General features: G+C 71.3%; 11 protein-coding genes. 5 read left to right on the plus strand and 6 right to left on the minus strand.

Annotated elements, in window-relative coordinates:
• From OC490_RS44585 to OC490_RS44605, 5 genes are all read right to left on the minus strand, one after another.
• Positions 1–1271, minus strand: a 1271-nt coding sequence (locus OC490_RS44585; protein WP_262063788.1) for a M4 family metallopeptidase, incomplete at its 3' end; no start/stop codon positions are given.
• Between the two features lie 201 nt (positions 1272–1472).
• Positions 1473–3239 (minus strand): ABC transporter ATP-binding protein, encoded by a 1767-nt coding sequence (locus tag OC490_RS44590; protein WP_262063789.1) that lies wholly within the window; start codon positions 3237–3239, stop codon positions 1473–1475.
• On the minus strand, positions 3236–4954 hold the full coding sequence (locus tag OC490_RS44595; protein ID WP_262063790.1) for an ABC transporter ATP-binding protein: 1719 nt from the start codon (positions 4952–4954) through the stop codon (positions 3236–3238). The genes OC490_RS44590 and OC490_RS44595 overlap by 4 nt, the downstream gene beginning before the upstream one ends.
• Positions 4955–4979: 25 nt before the next feature.
• The gene (locus tag OC490_RS44600) at positions 4980–6836 is read right to left on the minus strand and encodes an ABC transporter ATP-binding protein (RefSeq protein WP_262063791.1); all 1857 of its coding nucleotides are present in this window, start codon (positions 6834–6836) and stop codon (positions 4980–4982) included.
• A complete protein-coding gene (locus OC490_RS44605) occupies positions 6833–8641 on the minus strand; it encodes an ABC transporter ATP-binding protein (protein ID WP_262063792.1) in 1809 nt (602 codons plus the stop codon). Before OC490_RS44605 ends, OC490_RS44600 begins: the two co-directional genes overlap by 4 nt.
• Positions 8642–8789: 148 nt before the next feature.
• Between OC490_RS44605 and OC490_RS44610 the strand changes: the two genes are divergently transcribed.
• The 4 genes from OC490_RS44610 to OC490_RS44625 are packed head-to-tail and all read left to right on the plus strand — an operon-like array spanning position 8790 to position 12364.
• Positions 8790–9701: an ABC transporter ATP-binding protein gene (locus OC490_RS44610; protein ID WP_262063793.1), complete on the plus strand. Its 912-nt coding sequence runs from the start codon at positions 8790–8792 to the stop codon at positions 9699–9701.
• A complete protein-coding gene (locus OC490_RS44615) occupies positions 9698–10432 on the plus strand; it encodes an ABC transporter permease (protein ID WP_262063794.1) in 735 nt (244 codons plus the stop codon). The genes OC490_RS44610 and OC490_RS44615 overlap by 4 nt, the downstream gene beginning before the upstream one ends.
• Positions 10433–10458: 26 nt before the next feature.
• The gene (locus OC490_RS44620; RefSeq protein ID WP_262063795.1) at positions 10459–11727 is read left to right on the plus strand and encodes a sensor histidine kinase; all 1269 of its coding nucleotides are present in this window, start codon (positions 10459–10461) and stop codon (positions 11725–11727) included.
• On the plus strand, positions 11720–12364 hold the full coding sequence (locus tag OC490_RS44625; RefSeq protein ID WP_262063796.1) for a response regulator: 645 nt from the start codon (positions 11720–11722) through the stop codon (positions 12362–12364). The genes OC490_RS44620 and OC490_RS44625 overlap by 8 nt, the downstream gene beginning before the upstream one ends.
• A gap of 9 nt (positions 12365–12373) precedes the next feature.
• Here the strand turns inward: OC490_RS44625 and glgX are convergent, their stop codons facing one another.
• Positions 12374–14671 (minus strand): glycogen debranching protein GlgX, encoded by a 2298-nt coding sequence (gene glgX / locus OC490_RS44630; protein WP_262063797.1) that lies wholly within the window; start codon positions 14669–14671, stop codon positions 12374–12376.
• A 152-nt stretch (positions 14672–14823) separates the two neighbouring features.
• Between glgX and OC490_RS44635 the strand changes: the two genes are divergently transcribed.
• The gene (locus OC490_RS44635; protein ID WP_262063798.1) at positions 14824–16056 is read left to right on the plus strand and encodes an Ig-like domain-containing protein; all 1233 of its coding nucleotides are present in this window, start codon (positions 14824–14826) and stop codon (positions 16054–16056) included.
• Positions 16057–16185 lie beyond the last annotated feature (129 nt).

The following is a 16185-nucleotide window of genomic DNA, read 5'->3' on the forward strand; positions in this document are numbered from 1 at the left end:
GTGCCGTCGCCGTTGATGTCGATCTTCTCGCCGATGAGGTAGTCGCCCACGTCGGTGGAGTTGTTGGCGTAGAACTCGACGCCGGTGCCGAAGATGTCGGAGGTCGCCTCGTTCAACCCGCCCGACTCACCGGAGTAGTTGAGCCCGGCGGTGTTGGAGGTGACACCGTGGCTCATCTCGTGCCCCGCCACGTCCAGCGCCGTCAGCGGGTCCGCGTTGCCGGAGCCGTCGCCGTAGGTCATGCAGAAGCAGCTGTCGTCCCAGAACGCGTTGACGTACGAATTCCCGTAGTGGACGCGGGAGTAGGCGCCGACACCGTTGTTCTTGATGCCGCTGCGGCCGAAGGTGTTCTTGTAGAAGTCCCAGGTCTCCGCCGCGCCGTAGTGCGCGTCGGCGCCGGCCGTCGCCGCGTTCGACGTGGTGCCGTTGCCCCAGGTGTTGCTGGTCTGGGAGAACAGCGTGCCGGTGCCCGAGGTGCCGTGGTTGAGGTTGTACGTCTTGTGGCCGCCGCGGTCGCCGTCGGTGAGGTTGTACGACGTGCCCGACTGGGTCGTCGTCAGCGAGACCGCGCCGCTGTACTGGGTGTTGCCGGTACCGGTGGCGTTCTCGATGCCCTGGTACTCGTAGAGCTTCTTGCCGGTGGCCGCGTCGGTGATGACGTGGAGTTCGTTCGGGGTGCCGTCGTCCTGGAGGCCGCCGACGACCGTCTCGTAGGCGAGGACCGGTTTGCCGCTCGCCGCCCAGATCACCTTGCGGGCCGAGTCGGCGGCCGACTTGGTGGAGCCGAGCGCCTTGGCGCGGGAGACGGCCTGCTTCTCCGCGGTCGCCGTGGCGACGCTCGGGGTGAGGTCGGCGACCGCGATGGTGGCGTTGGTCGCCTTGACGACCCGCTCGGTGGCACCCGACTTGGCGGTGTCGACGACCAGGTCACCGCCGAGGACCGGGAGTCCGGCGTAGGTGCGCTCGTAACGGGTGTGGACCGTGCCGTCCGCGTCCTTGATGACGTCACGGGCGACGAGCGTCTCCTTGGCGCCCAGGCCGATGTCCTTGGCGGTGGTGGTCCGCGCCGACTGGGCGTCGCGGAGCAGCTCGGCGCGCTGCGAGGCGGAGAGGGAGAGGGCCATGTGCGCCGGATTGCCCTTGCTGGCAAGGGGTTTGGCCGGAGCGGCGGAGGAGGTCGCGCCCGCCTGGACGGCCGCGGCGAGCAGAGCGGTGACGCCGGCTACGGCGACTATGTGGGAGGTGCGTCTGCGCGAGGAATTGCTTCTCAACACTGACTCCTTCAGGACGGTCGCGGATCGCGCGACCAGGGGAGATCACAGGGATCACAGGAGTGAAACTGTGGGGTTGCTGTGAAGCGCCAGTGGGAAGAGTGGCACCAGCCCGCGCTTTCTGTCAGGAGCGCGTCAGGAACTTGGCCGGAAATCGTTCGTTGTCCGGGTGGTCATGTTCGCTATACGAACCAGTGGGAGCTACGGACGTGACGACCGCTCGCCGTGCCACGAATGCCACAGCGCCGCGTACGCCCCCTGGGCCGCCACCAGCTCCTCGTGCGGGCCGAGTTCGGTCAGCAGGCCGTTCTCCATCACCGCCACCCGGTCCGCGTCGTGGGCGGTGTGCAGCCGGTGCGCGATGGCGATGACGGTACGGCCCTCCAGTACGGCGGCCAGCGCGCGTTCGGTGTGCCGGGCGGTGGCCGGATCCAGCAGGGCCGTCGCCTCGTCCAGGATCAGCGTGTGCGGGTCGGCCAACACCACGCGGGCCAGCGCGAGTTGCTGCGCCTGTGAACCGTCCGTGGCCCGACCGTCGGCGCCCAGCGGGGTGTCGAGCCCGTCCGGCAGCTCCCGCACCCAGTCCTCGGCGCCGACCGCCGCCAGTGCCGCCCACAACTCCTCGTCCGTGGCGGCCGGTTCGGCGATCAGCAGGTTCTCGCGGACCGAGCCCAGGAACACGTGGTGCTCCTGGGTGACCAGCACGACCTGGCGGCGCAGTGTCTCCGGTGCCAGGTCGGAGACCGGCACCCCGCCCACGGTCACCGTGCCCTCGGTCGGCGCGTCGACTCCGGCCAGCAGCCGGCTCAGCGTGGTCTTCCCGGCGCCGGACGGGCCGACGACCGCCAGCCGTTCGCCCGGCCGCACCGACAGGTCCACGCCGTGCAGCACCTCGCCGCCGCGCTCGTAGGCGTACCGCACCCCGGTCACATCGATCCGGTCGTCCGCCGGAGCCGGCGCGTCCCCGTCGTCCTCCGCGCGCGGCGCCCGGGCCAGGCCCTCCACCCGGGCGAACGAGGCGCCGCTGCTCTGCAGTTGCTCGACCCGCATCAGGATCTGGTCCAGCGGATCGGTGAACTGCCGCAGATACAGCGCCGCCGCCACCACGGCGCCCACCCCCACCGCCCCGCGTCCGTGCAGCCACCCGCCGACCAGCAGCACGCCCGCCACCGGGATCGTGTACGACACCTCGATCGCGGGGAAGAACACGGTCCGCAGATACAGCGTGTACAACCGGGCCCGCATGGCGGTCCGCAGCGTGTCCCGGCTCGCCGTGATCCGCCGCTCCTGGAGCCGGAACGCCTCCACCGTGCGCGCCCCGGACGCCGTCGTCGTGAGGATCTCGGCGACCTCCGACATCGCCGCGCCCTCCGCGAGATAGCCGTCCCGGGCCCGGCGCAGATACCAGCGCAGCGCGAACCAGATCGGCGTCAGACCGACCACCCCGAACAGCCCGAGCAGCGGATCGAGCGCGAACACCGCGCCCATCACGAACAGCGCCTGCACGGAGCAGACCAGCAGTTCGGGTGCGACGTCCCGCAGGGTCGTGCCCACGGTCGCCACATCGGAGGTGCCGCGCGCCGTCAGGTCGCCGGTCCCGGCCCGCTCCACCACCGAGGCGGGCAGCGCCAGCGCCCGGTCGACGAAGTCCTCCCGGACCCGGGCCAGCGTGCGCTCCCCGAACCGGTACCCCACATACCGCGCCCAGCGCGCCAGCAGCAACTGGGCCAGCGAGCACACCACGATGACCAGGGCCAGCCGGTCCACGACCGCCACCCCGGCCCCGGCCCGCACCTCGTCCACGATCCGCCCGAGCAGCCACGGCCCGGCCAGCCCGGCCCCGGCCGCCAGCGCGTTCACCACCAGCACGACGGCGAACGCCCGCCGGTCCACCCGGATCAGCCCGAACGCGGCCCGCCGCACCTCGGCCCGCTCCGCGATCGGGAGTTGACCTTTGTCCGCCGTCACCGTACGACCTCCTCCGTGTCCAGGTCCGCGTCCCGGGCCACCAGCGCGCGGTAGCCGGGCTCCTGGGCCAGCAGCCGGCGATGGTCGCCGCCGGCCGCCACCTTGCCGTCGACCAGGTAGAGGACCGTGTCCGCCTGGTCCAGGACCAGCGGGGACGTCGTGGTCACCAGCGTCGTACGGCCCGAGCGCGCCTCGCGCAGCCGCCGGGCGACCGCCGCCTCCGTGTGGGCGTCCAGGGCCGAGGTCGGCTCCACCGCGAGCAGCACCTCGGGCTCGGCGAGCAACGCCCTTACCAGCCGCACCCGTTGGCGCTGCCCGCCGGAGAGACTGCGGCCCTGTGCGGCCACGAGTGAGTCCAGGCCCTCCGGCAGCCCCTGCACGATGTCGTCGGCGGCACTCGCGAACACGGCGCGCTCCACGGTCTCCGCCGACCGCTCCCGTCGCCCGGACACCACCTCCCGCAGCGGTCCGGCGAACAGGTCGGCCTCGTTGTCCGCGACCAGGATCCGGGACCTGACCTGGTCCAGCGGAATCGCGTCGAGCGCGACCCCGCCCCAGGTGACCCGGGACGGCGCGTACCGGCCGAGCCGGTCGACCACGGCCAGCGTCTCCCCGGGCCGCGCCCCGACCAGCGCGGTCAGCCGCCCCGGCGCCACCCGCACCCCCGAGTCGGGATCGTGCAGAGCGGCCGGTTCGGCGGGCGCGGCCGACGTTCCCGTGTCCGCCTCGGGTTCGAGCGCCAGCAGCCGTACGACCCTCCGCGCGGCCACCACACCCCGGCTCAGTTCGTAGACCATCTGCACGAAGAAGGCCACCGGGCCCACCAGGACCGCGACATAGCCGTACACGGCGACCAACTCGCCCACGCTGAGCTGTCCTTGGGCCGCCAGCCGGGCCGCGAGCCAGGTCACCACGGCGAGGAACAGGGTCGGCAGCCCGACCCCGATCGCCTGCACCCAGCTCGCCACCGCGCCCACCCGGTAGCCCTGCGCCCGCAGCCGCTGCGAGTCACGCCGGAACGCGTCCGCGAACAGCCCTTTGCCACCGAGGCCGTTGAGGACCCGCAGGCCGCCGGAGAGGTCGGCGATACGCGCGGTCAGCACGCTCTGCCGCTCCCGGTACTCCGTCTCCACGCCCTGCAGCCGCCGGGTCAACGGCCCCGCGAGCAGCGCGAGCACCGGCACCCCCAGCAGCACTACGGCGGCCAGCGGCGCCGAGATCGACAACAGCACCCCCGCCACCACGCCGTAGACGACCAGGGCGCCGAAGCCGGGTCCGACGACGGTCAGGGACTGGGCGATCGTCCACACGTCACCGACGCCGATCGTGATGACCTCGCCCGCCCGCGCCCGGCGCGACAGCACGGCGCCCAGCCGGACCGCCTGGCCCACGATCAGCTTCACCGTGCGGAAGTTGGCGTCCATCCGCACCCGGGTCATGGTGCGGTGCCGCATGATGCTCAGCCACGAGTTGACCGCCCCGACCACGAACAGCGCCCCGGTCCACCAGGCGAGCGTGCCCAGATGGCCCGGCACAAGACCGTCGTCGACGGCTCGCGCCATCAGATACGGCGCCGCCGCCATCAGCACCATCCAGACGCTCGACAGCAGTGCCCCGGACACCGCCCGCCCCCGCTGCCGCATCACCAGCCACCACAGGAAGTGCCAGCCGCCGCGACAGTCGGGTGTCCCGGGATCCTCGTACGCGTCGATCACCACTGCCCCCGTAGCCGCCGTCGGTTCACGCGAGACTGTCCCGCCACGCCCGGTGCAGATCCGAGAACCGGCCGGTGCCCGCGATCAGTTCGGCCGGGCGGCCGTCCTCGACGATCCGGCCGTGCTCCATGACCAGCACCCGGTCCGCGATCTCGACGGTGGACAGCCGGTGCGCGATCACCACCGCCGTACGGCCCCGCAGCACCGTCGACATGGCCCGCTGCACGGCCTGTTCGCCCGGGACGTCGAGCGAACTGGTCGCCTCGTCCAGGATCAGTACCGCCGGGTCGGCGAGCAACGCCCGCGCGAACGCCACCAGTTGACGCTGACCGGCCGAGATACGGCCACCCCGTTTGCGTACGTCCGTGTCGTAGCCGTCGGGCAGCGCGCTGATGAAGTCGTGCGCGCCGATCGCCTTCGCGGCCCGCTCGATCTCCTCACGGGGTGCGTCCGGACGGCCGATCGCGATGTTCTCGGCGACCGTGCCGGAGAACAGGAACGCCTCCTGTGTCACCGTCACCACCCCGCGCCGCAGTTCGGGCCCGGACAGCTCGCGCAGGTCGACGCCGTCGAGCAGCACCCGCCCGTCCGACGGGTCGTAGAAACGGGCCAGCAGCTTGGCCAGGGTGGACTTGCCTGCGCCGGTGGAGCCGACCACGGCGACCGTCTGTCCGGCGGGGAGGGTGAGCTCGAAGACGGGCAGCACCTCGCCGCCGGTGCGGTAGGCGAAGCGGACCCCGTCGAAGACGACCTCGCGGCCGGGCTGCTCCGACTCAAGTGCGGGCAGTTGCACGGGCGTTGAGGGCTCGGGCACGGAAGGTGTCTGGGCGAGGAGCCCCGCGATCTTCTCCAGGGAGGCGGCTGCCGACTGGTAGGAGTTGAGGAACATGCCGAGCCGGTCGATCGGGTCGTAGAGCCGTCGTAGATACAGCACCGCGGCGGCCAGGACGCCCAGTTCCAGTGAGCCGTCCGCGACCCGGTTCGCGCCCCACAGCACGATCACCGCGACCGCGGTGTTGGCGACCAGGCGGGAGCCGGTGACATAGCGGGCCATCTCCAACAGGGCGTCGCCGTTGGACCGTTCGTGCCGCTGGTTGAGGACCCGGAAGTCGGCGTCGTTCACGGCCTCGCGGCGGAACGCGCGCACCGGGCGGATGCCGTTCATCGTCTCCACGAACTTCACGATCACCCGCGCGATCGCCGTGGACCGCACCCCGTACACCCGCACCGCGCGCCGCTGGTAGACCCGCACCAGCAGATACAGCGGCACGAAGGACGCCACCGCGACCGCGCCCAGCCCCAGGTCCAGCCAGAGCAGCATCGCCGAGATGTAGACGAACGACAGGATGACCGTGATCAGCTCCTGGAGGCCCTCGCTGAGCAGTTCGCGCAGCGCCTCGACGTCCGTGGTGGAACGGGAGATGAGCCGGCCGGAGGTGTAGCGCTCGTGGAAGTCGATGCTGAGCGCCTGCGCGTGCCGGAAGATCCGGCCGCGCAGATCGAGCAGCACGTCCTGGTTGACGCGGGCGGAGGCGCCGATGAACGCGTACTGCAGGCCGCCGGAGAGCAGTGCGCAGAGCAGATAGCCGACGGCCACGGCGATCAGCGGACCGTGGTCGTGATCGCGGAAGGCGGGCACCGCCCGGTCGATGGCGTACGCCACCAGCAGCGGGCCCACCTGCACCGCGGCCTGCTGGAGCAGCAGGAGGAGGGTGGTGACGGCGACGCGGGCCTTCATGGGCGCGAGCAGCGAACGCAGGAGGGCGGCGGTCGCGCCCGGGGGAGTGGGCAGGTCGTCGTGGTCGAAGGGGTCGTCCACGGCGGGCGGGCGCGGGGGTTCGTGGTCGTCGGTGGTGGGCGCCGATGTGGTGGGGGCGGTCATCGTTCGTCCTCCTGTTCCGGGGTGCCCGACGGAATGCCCGACATGAGATGCGCGTACTCCGCGTTCGTGCGCAGGAGTTCCTGGTGGGTGCCGACCGCCGTGATACGGCCGTCCGACAGCAGCGCCACCCGGTCGGCGAGCAGGACCGTGGACGGGCGGTGGGCCACGATCAACGCCGTTGTGTCCGCGAGGACTTGACGCAGGGCTGCCTCGACTGCGGCCTCCGTGTGGACGTCCAGCGCGGAGAGCGGGTCGTCCAGGACGAGGAAGCGGGGCCTGCCGACCACCGCCCTTGCCAGCGCGAGGCGTTGGCGCTGGCCGCCGGAGAGGCTCAGGCCCTGTTCGCCGACGCGGGTCTCCGTGCCCTGTGGCAGCGCGTGCGCGAAGTCGGCCTGGGCCACGGCCAGTGCGCGGTCCAACTCCGGTTGTCCCGCGCTTTCTTCGGCGCCCATCAGTACGTTTTCGCCGACGCTGGTCGAGAACAGGGTGGGTTCCTCGAAGGCCACCGCCACGAGGGCGCGCAGCGTTTGGCGGGGCATCGCCGTGATGTCCTCGCCGTCCAGTGTGATGTGGCCCGATGTCACCTCGTGGAGACGGGGGACGAGTGCGGTGAGGGTGGTTTTGCCTGTGCCGGTGGCGCCGACGAGGGCCATGGATTCGCCGGGTCTGATGTGCAGGTCGATGCGGTCGAGGGTGGGTGGGGAATCCGGCGGGGCGTCTGGGTAGCGGAAGGAGACTGAGGAGAAGCGGATGCCGTCGTTTTCGGGTGCACCGGCGTGGGGGCTGGGCGCGCCCCCTCGGGGCGCTTCCCCCTCCGGGGTTTCATCCATGACCTCGAAGTAGCGCTCTGTCGCCGTCGCCGCCTCCTGGCTCATGGCCAGCAGGAAGCCGATCGACTCCACCGGCCAGCGCAGGGCCAGTGCTGTGGAGAGGAAGGCGACCAGGGTGCCTGCCGACAGGTTGCCGTCCGCCACCTGGACCGTGCCCAGGACCAGCGTCGCACCGAGTGCCAGCTCGGGCAGCGTCACGATGATGCCCCAGATCGCGGCGAGCAGGCGGGCCTTGTGGAGTTCGGTGCCGCGCAGGGTGCGGGAGAGGTCGCGGAAGGCCCGTGCCTGGCTGCGGTGGCGGCCGAAGCCCTTGATGATGCGGATGCCGAGCACGCTCTCCTCGACGACCGTCGTCAGATCGCCGACCTGGTCCTGCGCGAGCCGCGCCACGTGCGCGTACCGCCGTTCGAAGATCACGCAGGTGACGATCACCGGCACGGCGGGCCCCAGGATCACCAGTCCCAGTGTCCAGTCCTGGAGCAGCATGATGATCACGCCAACCAGGATCGTCACGGCGTTGACCAGCAGGAATGTGAGGGGGAACGCGAGGAACATGCGCAGCAGCATGAGGTCCGTGGTGCCCCGGGAGAGGAGCTGACCCGAGGGCCAGCGGTCGTGGAAGGCCACCGGGAGCCGCTGCAGATGCCGGTAGAGATCCGCGCGCATCCCCGCCTCGACCCGTGACAACGGCCGCGCGACCAGCCACCGCCGCAGCCCGAACAGGCCCGCCTCCGCGATGCCGAGCAGCAGCAGGTACAGGGCCCCGAGCCACACCCCCGCCGAGTCCCGGTCGGCGACCGGTCCGTCCACCATCCACTTCAGGACGAGCGGGAACACCAGGCCCGTACAGGACGCGACGACGGCCACCCCGGCCGCGGCGAACAGCCGTACCCGCACGGGGCGGACGTACGGCCACAGCCGCGCGAGCGTACGGGCGGCGGATCGGTCTTCGGTGGGTGCGTGTGTCGTCGACATCACGGGCGAGCCTACGGACCAGCACTGACAGTGCCCACCGAGTTTTGGCCGACCAGGGGGTCGTACCAGGGCATCAACCGATCGGTTGATGCCCCTTCGAGCGCGATGGCCGATGTGCCCGACCCGGCCCCCGCGGGACCCTCGGAGCATGTCAGCCACACCTGTCATCGAAGTCACCGCACTGCGCAAGTCCTACGGCGGCCGGGCCGTCGTCGACGGTGTCTCGTTCGCCGTCGAGGAGGGCGAGATCTTCGGGATCCTCGGCCCGAACGGCGCGGGCAAGACCACCACCGTCGAGTGTGTCGAGGGACTGCGCGTCCCGGACGCGGGTCGGGTCCGGGTCACCGGCCTCGACCCCGTCGCCGACCACGAGCAGGTCGCCCGTGTCCTCGGCGCCCAGCTCCAGGAGAGCGAACTCCAGGCCAAGCTCACCGTCCGCGAGGCCCTGGAGCTGTACGCGGCCCTCTATCCGCACCCCGCCGACTGGCAGCCGCTGGCCGAACGCCTCGGGTTGACGGCGAAGTTGACCACCCGGTTCGCGAAGTTGTCCGGTGGCCAGAAGCAGCGCCTGTTCATCGCGCTCGCGCTGATCGGGAATCCCCGGGTCGTCGTCCTCGACGAGCTGACCACGGGGCTCGACCCGCGGGCCCGCCGCGACACCTGGCAGCTCATCGAGGAGGTCCGGGCCAGTGGGGTCACCGTCCTGCTCGTCACCCACTTCATGGAGGAGGCCCAGCGCCTCTGCGACCGGATCGCGGTGATCGACAAGGGCAAGGTGGCCGCCCTGGACACCCCGGACGGACTGATCCGCCGCTCGGCGGGGTCCACCGTCATCAGCTTCACGCCCTCCGCGCCGCTCGACGACGGCGACCTGAACGTGCTGCCCGCGCTCACCTCCGTGGCCCGCAAGGACGGCCGGATCACCCTCTCCGGCACCGACGAGACCGTCAACGCCGTCATCACCCTGCTCGCCCGGGGACACATCACCGCCCACCAACTCCGGGTCTCCGACGCCACGTTGGACGACGCCTTCCTGGACCTGACGGAGGTCACCCGATGAACACCGCAGTCCTGCGCACCGAGTTGCGCCTCTTCCGCCGCGAACCGGGCGCCCTCTTCTGGATCCTGGCCTTCCCCACCCTGCTGCTGGTGATCCTGGGCTCCATCCCCGGCTTCCGCCACCACGACGCCGACCTCGGCGGCCTGCGCACGATCGACGTGTACGTCCCGGTCGCGGTCCTGCTCGGCATGATCGTCGGCGCGCTCCAGTCGATGCCGCAGAACCTCACCGGCTACCGCGAACGCGGCATCCTGCGCCGTATGTCCGCCACCCCGGTCCGCCCCTCCGCCCTGCTCTCCGCGCAGATGGTGGTCTACGGCACGGCGGCCCTGGCCTCCGCCCTGTGCGCGCTGATCGTCGGCCGCCTCGCCTTCGACGTACGCCTTCCGAAGCAGCCGATCGGCTATCTCCTCGCCCTGCTCCTCGCGATCCTCGCCGCGCTCGCGCTGGGCGCGGTGGTCTCCGCGCTGTCGCGGACGACGAAGATCGCGGGCGCCATCGGGTCGGCCGTGTTCTTCCCGATGATGTTCTGCGCGGGGGTGTGGATCCCGGTGAACTCCATGCCGGACGTCATGGCGCGGATCGTCGGCTACACACCGTTCGGTGCCGCCGCCGAGGCCCTGAACCGGGCGGCGGCCGGCGACTGGCCGGGCTGGACGCACCTGGGTGTGCTGGTCGCCTGGACCATACTGCTGACGGCCGGCGCCTCGCGCTGGTTCCGCTGGGAGTAGGGGAGGCGGCCGTGCAGACTGGGGAGATGACCACCAGGGACAGGCAGATCGACCGTCGCTGGGAGCAGCTGCACACATGGGGGCCGTACGGGCTGCTCGGTGTCAGTGTCGTCCTCGCGGTCGCCTCCGCCGGTCTGTTCGACCACTCCGCGGCCCAGTGGCGGACCGGCTGGGCCCTGGCCGGCGCTGCGCTAGTCGTCCAGCTCTGGTGGCACGGCACCCGCTCCCGCCGACCGGGCCGCGGCCGGACCCCGTCGCGGGCGGGGACTCTGTACTACGTCGTCCGCTGGGCCATCGCCTTCGTCCTCACCTGGATCGACCCGTTCTTCGCGTTCTACGCCGCCTCCGGCTTCATGGACGCCGACGAACTGATCCCGGGCACGGTGGCGCAGCGGGTCGGGCTGTTCGCGAGCGCGGTCACGGTGGCCGGAGCGCAGGCGGGCGGGCTGCCGTTGCGGAGTGGGCTCCAATGGGTCCTCTTCGCGGCGCTCGTGGCCGCCAACTCCGGTCTGCAGATGGCGATCGCGCATCTCACCGAGCAGGAGTCACTGCGCTCCCGCGAGCGCGGCGAAACCATCACCGCACTCGAACGCACCAACACCGCCCTCCAGCAGGCCCTCGACGAGAACGCCGCCCTGCACACCCAACTCCTCGTCCAGGCAAGGGAAGCCGGGGTCGCCGACGAACGACGCCGACTGGCCGCCGAGATCCACGACACCATCGCCCAGGGCCTGACCGGCATCATCGCCCAGCTCCAAGTCGTGGCGAACGCACCCGACTTGACGACCGCCCGCACCCACCTCGACCGCGCCTCCGCGCTCGCCCGGCACAGCCTCGGCGAGGCCCGCCGCTCCGTGCAGAACCTCGCCCCCGTCGCCCTGGAGCACGACGGACTGCCCGAGGCGCTGAAGAACACGGTCGCCGAGTGGGGCGAACGCACCGGCGTCCGCGCCGAGTTCACCGTCACCGGCACCACCGAACAGCTCCACGACGAGGTCTCGGCGACCCTGCTCCGCATCGCCCAGGAAGCCCTGTCGAACGCGGCCCGGCACGCCCGCGCCACCCGCGTCGGCGTCACCCTCTCCTTCCTCGGCGAGGACGTCATCCTCGACATCCGCGACGACGGACAGGGCTTCGACCCCCTCGCGCTGCCCGAACGCACCCGCACCGGCGGCTTCGGCCTCGACGGCATGCGGGTCCGCGCCGAGCGCATCGCGGGCACGCTCACGGTCGAGTCCGAGCCTGGTCACGGCACCGCCCTGTCGGCTCGCGTACCGTTGGTCCGCCATGAGTGACGAGTTGCTGATCTCCCTGCTGATCGTCGACGACCATCCCGTCGTACGGGACGGTCTGCGCGGCATGTTCGAGTCCGCGCCCGGATTCCGCGTCCTGGGCGAGGCGGCGAACGGTGTCGAGGCCGTGGAGCGGGCCGCCGCCCTCGACCCGGACGTGATCCTGATGGACCTGCGGATGCCGGCCGGCGGGGGAGTCGACGCCATCCGGGAACTGACCCGCCGCGCCGCCCGCGCGAAGGTGCTCGTCCTGACGACGTACGACACCGACTCCGACACGCTGCCCGCGATCGAGGCGGGCGCGACCGGCTATCTCCTGAAGGACGCGCCCCGCGACGAGCTGTTCACCGCCGTCCGCGCGGCGGCGGAAGGCCGTACGGTCCTCTCGCCCGCCGTCGCCTCCCGCCTGGTCTCCGCCGTGCGCGGCCCCCAGACCCCCGGCAACGAACCGCTCTCCGCCCGCGAGCGCGAAGTGCTGGCCCTCGTCGCCAAGGGCACCTCCAACCGCGAGATCGCCCGCGAACTCTTCATCAGCGAGGCGACCGTCAAGACCCATCTCACCCACCTGTACGGCAAGTTGGGCGTCAAGGACCGCGCGGCGGCGGTGGCGACGGCGTACGACCGGGGGATCCTGGGCTGAGGGCGGCGCTCAGCCCAGCACCTTCAGCAGCAGCACCGCCCGGGCCGGCACGGTGATCGCCGACCCCGCCCGGTGCACCACCCCCGGCGCCTCCCCCTGCTCCTCCCGCGAGGTGTCGACGACCACCTCGTACCGCTCCGCCCACGGCGGCCCCGGCAGCGCGAAGCTCACCGGCCGGTCGCCCGCGTGCAGTACGGCGAGGAAGCTGTCGTCGAGGATCGGGTCGCCGCGTTCGTCGCGGCCGGGGATGTCCCGCCCCGAGAGGTACATGCCCAGGGTGGCGGCGGGCGCGTACCAGTCCCGTTCCGTCATCTCCGTGCCGCGCTCGGTGAACCAGGCCAAGTCCCTTATGCCGTCCGCCGATCGGGCCCGCCCGGAGAAGAACGCCCGGCGGCGCAGCACCGGGTGGCGGTGGCGCAGGTCGATCAGCCGGGCGGTGAGGTCGGTCAGCGCCCGCCAGCCCGGGTCGTCCCGCAGCTCCCAGTCCACCCAACTGATCTCGTTGTCCTGGCAGTAGGCGTTGTTGTTGCCCCGCTGGGTCCGCCCCAGCTCGTCACCCGCGACCAGCATCGGCACCCCCGTGGAGAGCAGCAGCGTGGTGAGGAGGTTCCTCAACTGCCGCCGCCGCAGCGCCTGTACGCGCTCGTCGTCGGTCTCGCCCTCGACCCCGCAGTTCCAGGAACGGTTGTCGTCGGTGCCGTCCCGATTGCCCTCGCCGTTGGCCTCGTTGTGCTTGTGTTCGTACGACACCAGGTCCCGCAGGGTGTAACCGTCGTGCGCGGTGATGAAGTTGACCGAGGCGTAGGGGCGACGGCCGCCCCACGCGTACAGGTCGCTGGAGCCCGACAGGCGGTATCCGAGGTCCCGTACGTCCGGCAGCGCACCGCGCCAGAAGTCGCGGACGGCGTTGCGATAGCGGTCGTTCCACTCCGTCCACAGGGGCGGGAAGGCGCCGACCTGGTAGCCGCCGGAGCCGACGTCCCAGGGCTCGGCGATCAGCTTCACCCGTCGTAGCACCGGGTCCTGGGCGATGACCGCGAGAAACGGGGACAGCATGTCGACGTCGTGCATCGAGCGGGCCAGCGCCGCCGCGAGGTCGAAGCGGAAGCCGTCCACGCCCATCTCGGTGACCCAGTAGCGCAGGGAGTCGGTGATGAGCCGGAGCACGTGCGGCTGCACCACGTGCAGGGTGTTGCCGCAGCCCGTGTAGTCCGCGTAGCGGCGGGCGTCGCTCTGCAGACGGTAGTAGCCGCGGTTGTCGACGCCCTTGAGGGAGAGCATCGGCCCCAACTCGCCCCCTTCCGCGGTGTGGTTGTAGACCACGTCGAGGATGACCTCGATCCCGGCCTCGTGCAGCGCGCGCACCATCCGCTTGAACTCGCCGACCTGCTGACCCGCCGTACCGGTCGCCGCGTAGGCCGCGTGCGGGGCGAAGTAGCCGATCGAGTTGTAACCCCAGTAGTTCTTCAGGCCCTTGCGCAGCAGATGGTCCTCGTGCGCGAACTGGTGGACGGGGAGGAGTTCCACGGCCGTCACGCCCAGTTTCACCAGGTGCTCGATCGCCGCCGGGTGCGCCAACCCGGCGTAGGTGCCCCGGAGTTCCTCGGGTATCCCGGGGTGCAGTCTGGTGAAGCCGCCCACGTGGAGTTCGTAGATCACCGAGTCCGCCCACGGGGTCTTCGGGCGGCGGTCGTCCATCCACTCGTCGTCGGTGGTGTCGTCGTGGACCACAACTCCCTTGGGGACGTGGGGCGCTGAGTCGCGGTCGTCGCGCACGGTGTCCGCGACCTGCTGCTGCGGCCAGTCCCGGACATGCGCGTACACCTCGGGCGGCAGCCCGAACTCGCCGTCCACCGCCCGCGCGTAAGGGTCGAGGAGCAGTTTCGCCGGGTTCCAGCGGGCGCCGGTCCACGGGTCCCAGCGGCCGTGCACCCGGAAGCCGTAGCGCTGCCCCGGCAGCACACCGGGCAGGAAGCCGTGCCAGATCTCGTGCGTCAGCTCGGTCAGCGGGGCGCGGGTCTCCACCCCCTGCTCGTCGAACAGACACAGCTCGACGGCCTCAGCGCCCCCTGCCCACAGCGCGAAGTTGGTGCCCGCCACCCCGTCCGGGCCGACCCGGAACCGGGCCCCCAACGGCATCGGCGTCCCCGGCCACACGGGCACGACCGGCGCCCGGTGCGGGGCGCCGTTCAGTAGGGGGGCGGCACGTGGTGCCGGTACGGCCGCGTCGTCGACGGATCGCTCCATCGGCACGCCGCCCTCGACGCGCTCCTCCTGCACGGCCTCCTGCTCGGCTGCGCTCGACACCGTCCGGCCTCCTGCGGCTCATGGAACGACGAGGTGAAGGGCGCACGACGTCCCGGTCGCGAGCCCCTGTCCTGTCATCCTCCCCACTGTTCTGCCCAGAGCTTGGGTCGCACTCACGTTTCCCTGAGGCAGGCCCGCTCGTTGAGCACCCCGTGAGGCATGCACAAGGGCGCGCGCGGCGCGCGGGGGTCGCACTGGCCGCCGTACTGACATGGGCAGGACTGCTGGCCGGAGCCACCGGCTGTACTTCCGACGGCTCGGGCGGGAGCGGTATCGACGAGCTCTTCGGCAAGGCACCGGCGCCCGAGGATGTGATCCGGATCTCGCCCGACGACACCGCCAAGGGAGTCAAACCCGACCGGCGACTGCTGGTCAAGGTGCCCAGCGGGCGCCTGGAGTCCGTGCAGGTCGTCAAGGAGCAGGACGCCCAGGACACCCCCGTCCCGGGCCGTATCTCCGAGGACGGTCTGCGCTGGGAGCCCGAGGACGCGAAGCTCGCCCTGGCCGCCCGGTACACCGTCGACGCGGTCGCCCTCGACGGCCACGGCCGCCGCTCCGCCCGGCACACCACGTTCACCACCTACGTCCCCGACGAACGGTTCATCGGATACGTCACCCCGGAGAACCGTGCCACGGTCGGCACCGGAATGATCGTCTCCCTCGGCTTCAACCGGGAGATCGAGAACCGGGCCGCCGTCGAGCGCGCCATCCATGTCACCGCGAAGCCGGCCGTCGAGGTCCGCCCGCACTGGTTCGGCAACGCCCGCCTCGACTTCCGCCCCGAGTCCTACTGGAAACCCGGCACCCAGGTCACCGTCTCCCTCCGCCTGCGCGACGTGGAAGGCGCACGCGGCGTCTACGGGCTCCAGTACAAGACGTTCTCCTTCACCGTCGGCCGCAGCCAGGTCTCCCTGGTCGACGCGGTCAAACACACCATGGAGGTACGGCGCGACGGCGACCTCCTGGCCACCGTGCCGATCACCGCCGGTGCCCCCGGGCGGACGACGTACAACGGGAAAATGGTGGTCATGGAGATGCTGGAGGTGACCCGTATGAACAGCCGTACGGTCGGCTTCGGCGGCGAGTACGACATCCCCGACGTCCCGCACGCCATGCGGCTCACCGACTCCGGCACCTTCCTGCACGGCAACTACTGGGCGCCGGCCGCCCCCGGACACGTCAACGTCAGCCACGGGTGCGTGGGGCTGCGGGACGTGAAGGGCGGCGGTTCGGACACTCCGGCCGGCTGGTTCTTCGACCGCAGCATCGTCGGGGACGTGGTCGAGGTCGTGCACAGCAACGACAAACAGGTCGCTCCCGACAATGGCCTCGGCGGGTGGAACATGGGTTGGAAGGAGTGGAAGGCGGGCAGTGCGGTCAAGTGACCGGAGACGGGGCGGGCACCCTGCGTCAGGCGGCAGTTGAAGTTGCGACCGAACGGTGACAATCACCTGACACGAAGCTCAAATCCTGGCAGTTAATATGCGCGGATGCGCACGTCAGATGCGCAAAGG

Origin of the sequence: Streptomyces sp. STR69, assembly GCF_024519455.1 — a bacterium.
Taxonomy (GTDB): Bacteria; Actinomycetota; Actinomycetes; order Streptomycetales; family Streptomycetaceae; genus Streptomyces.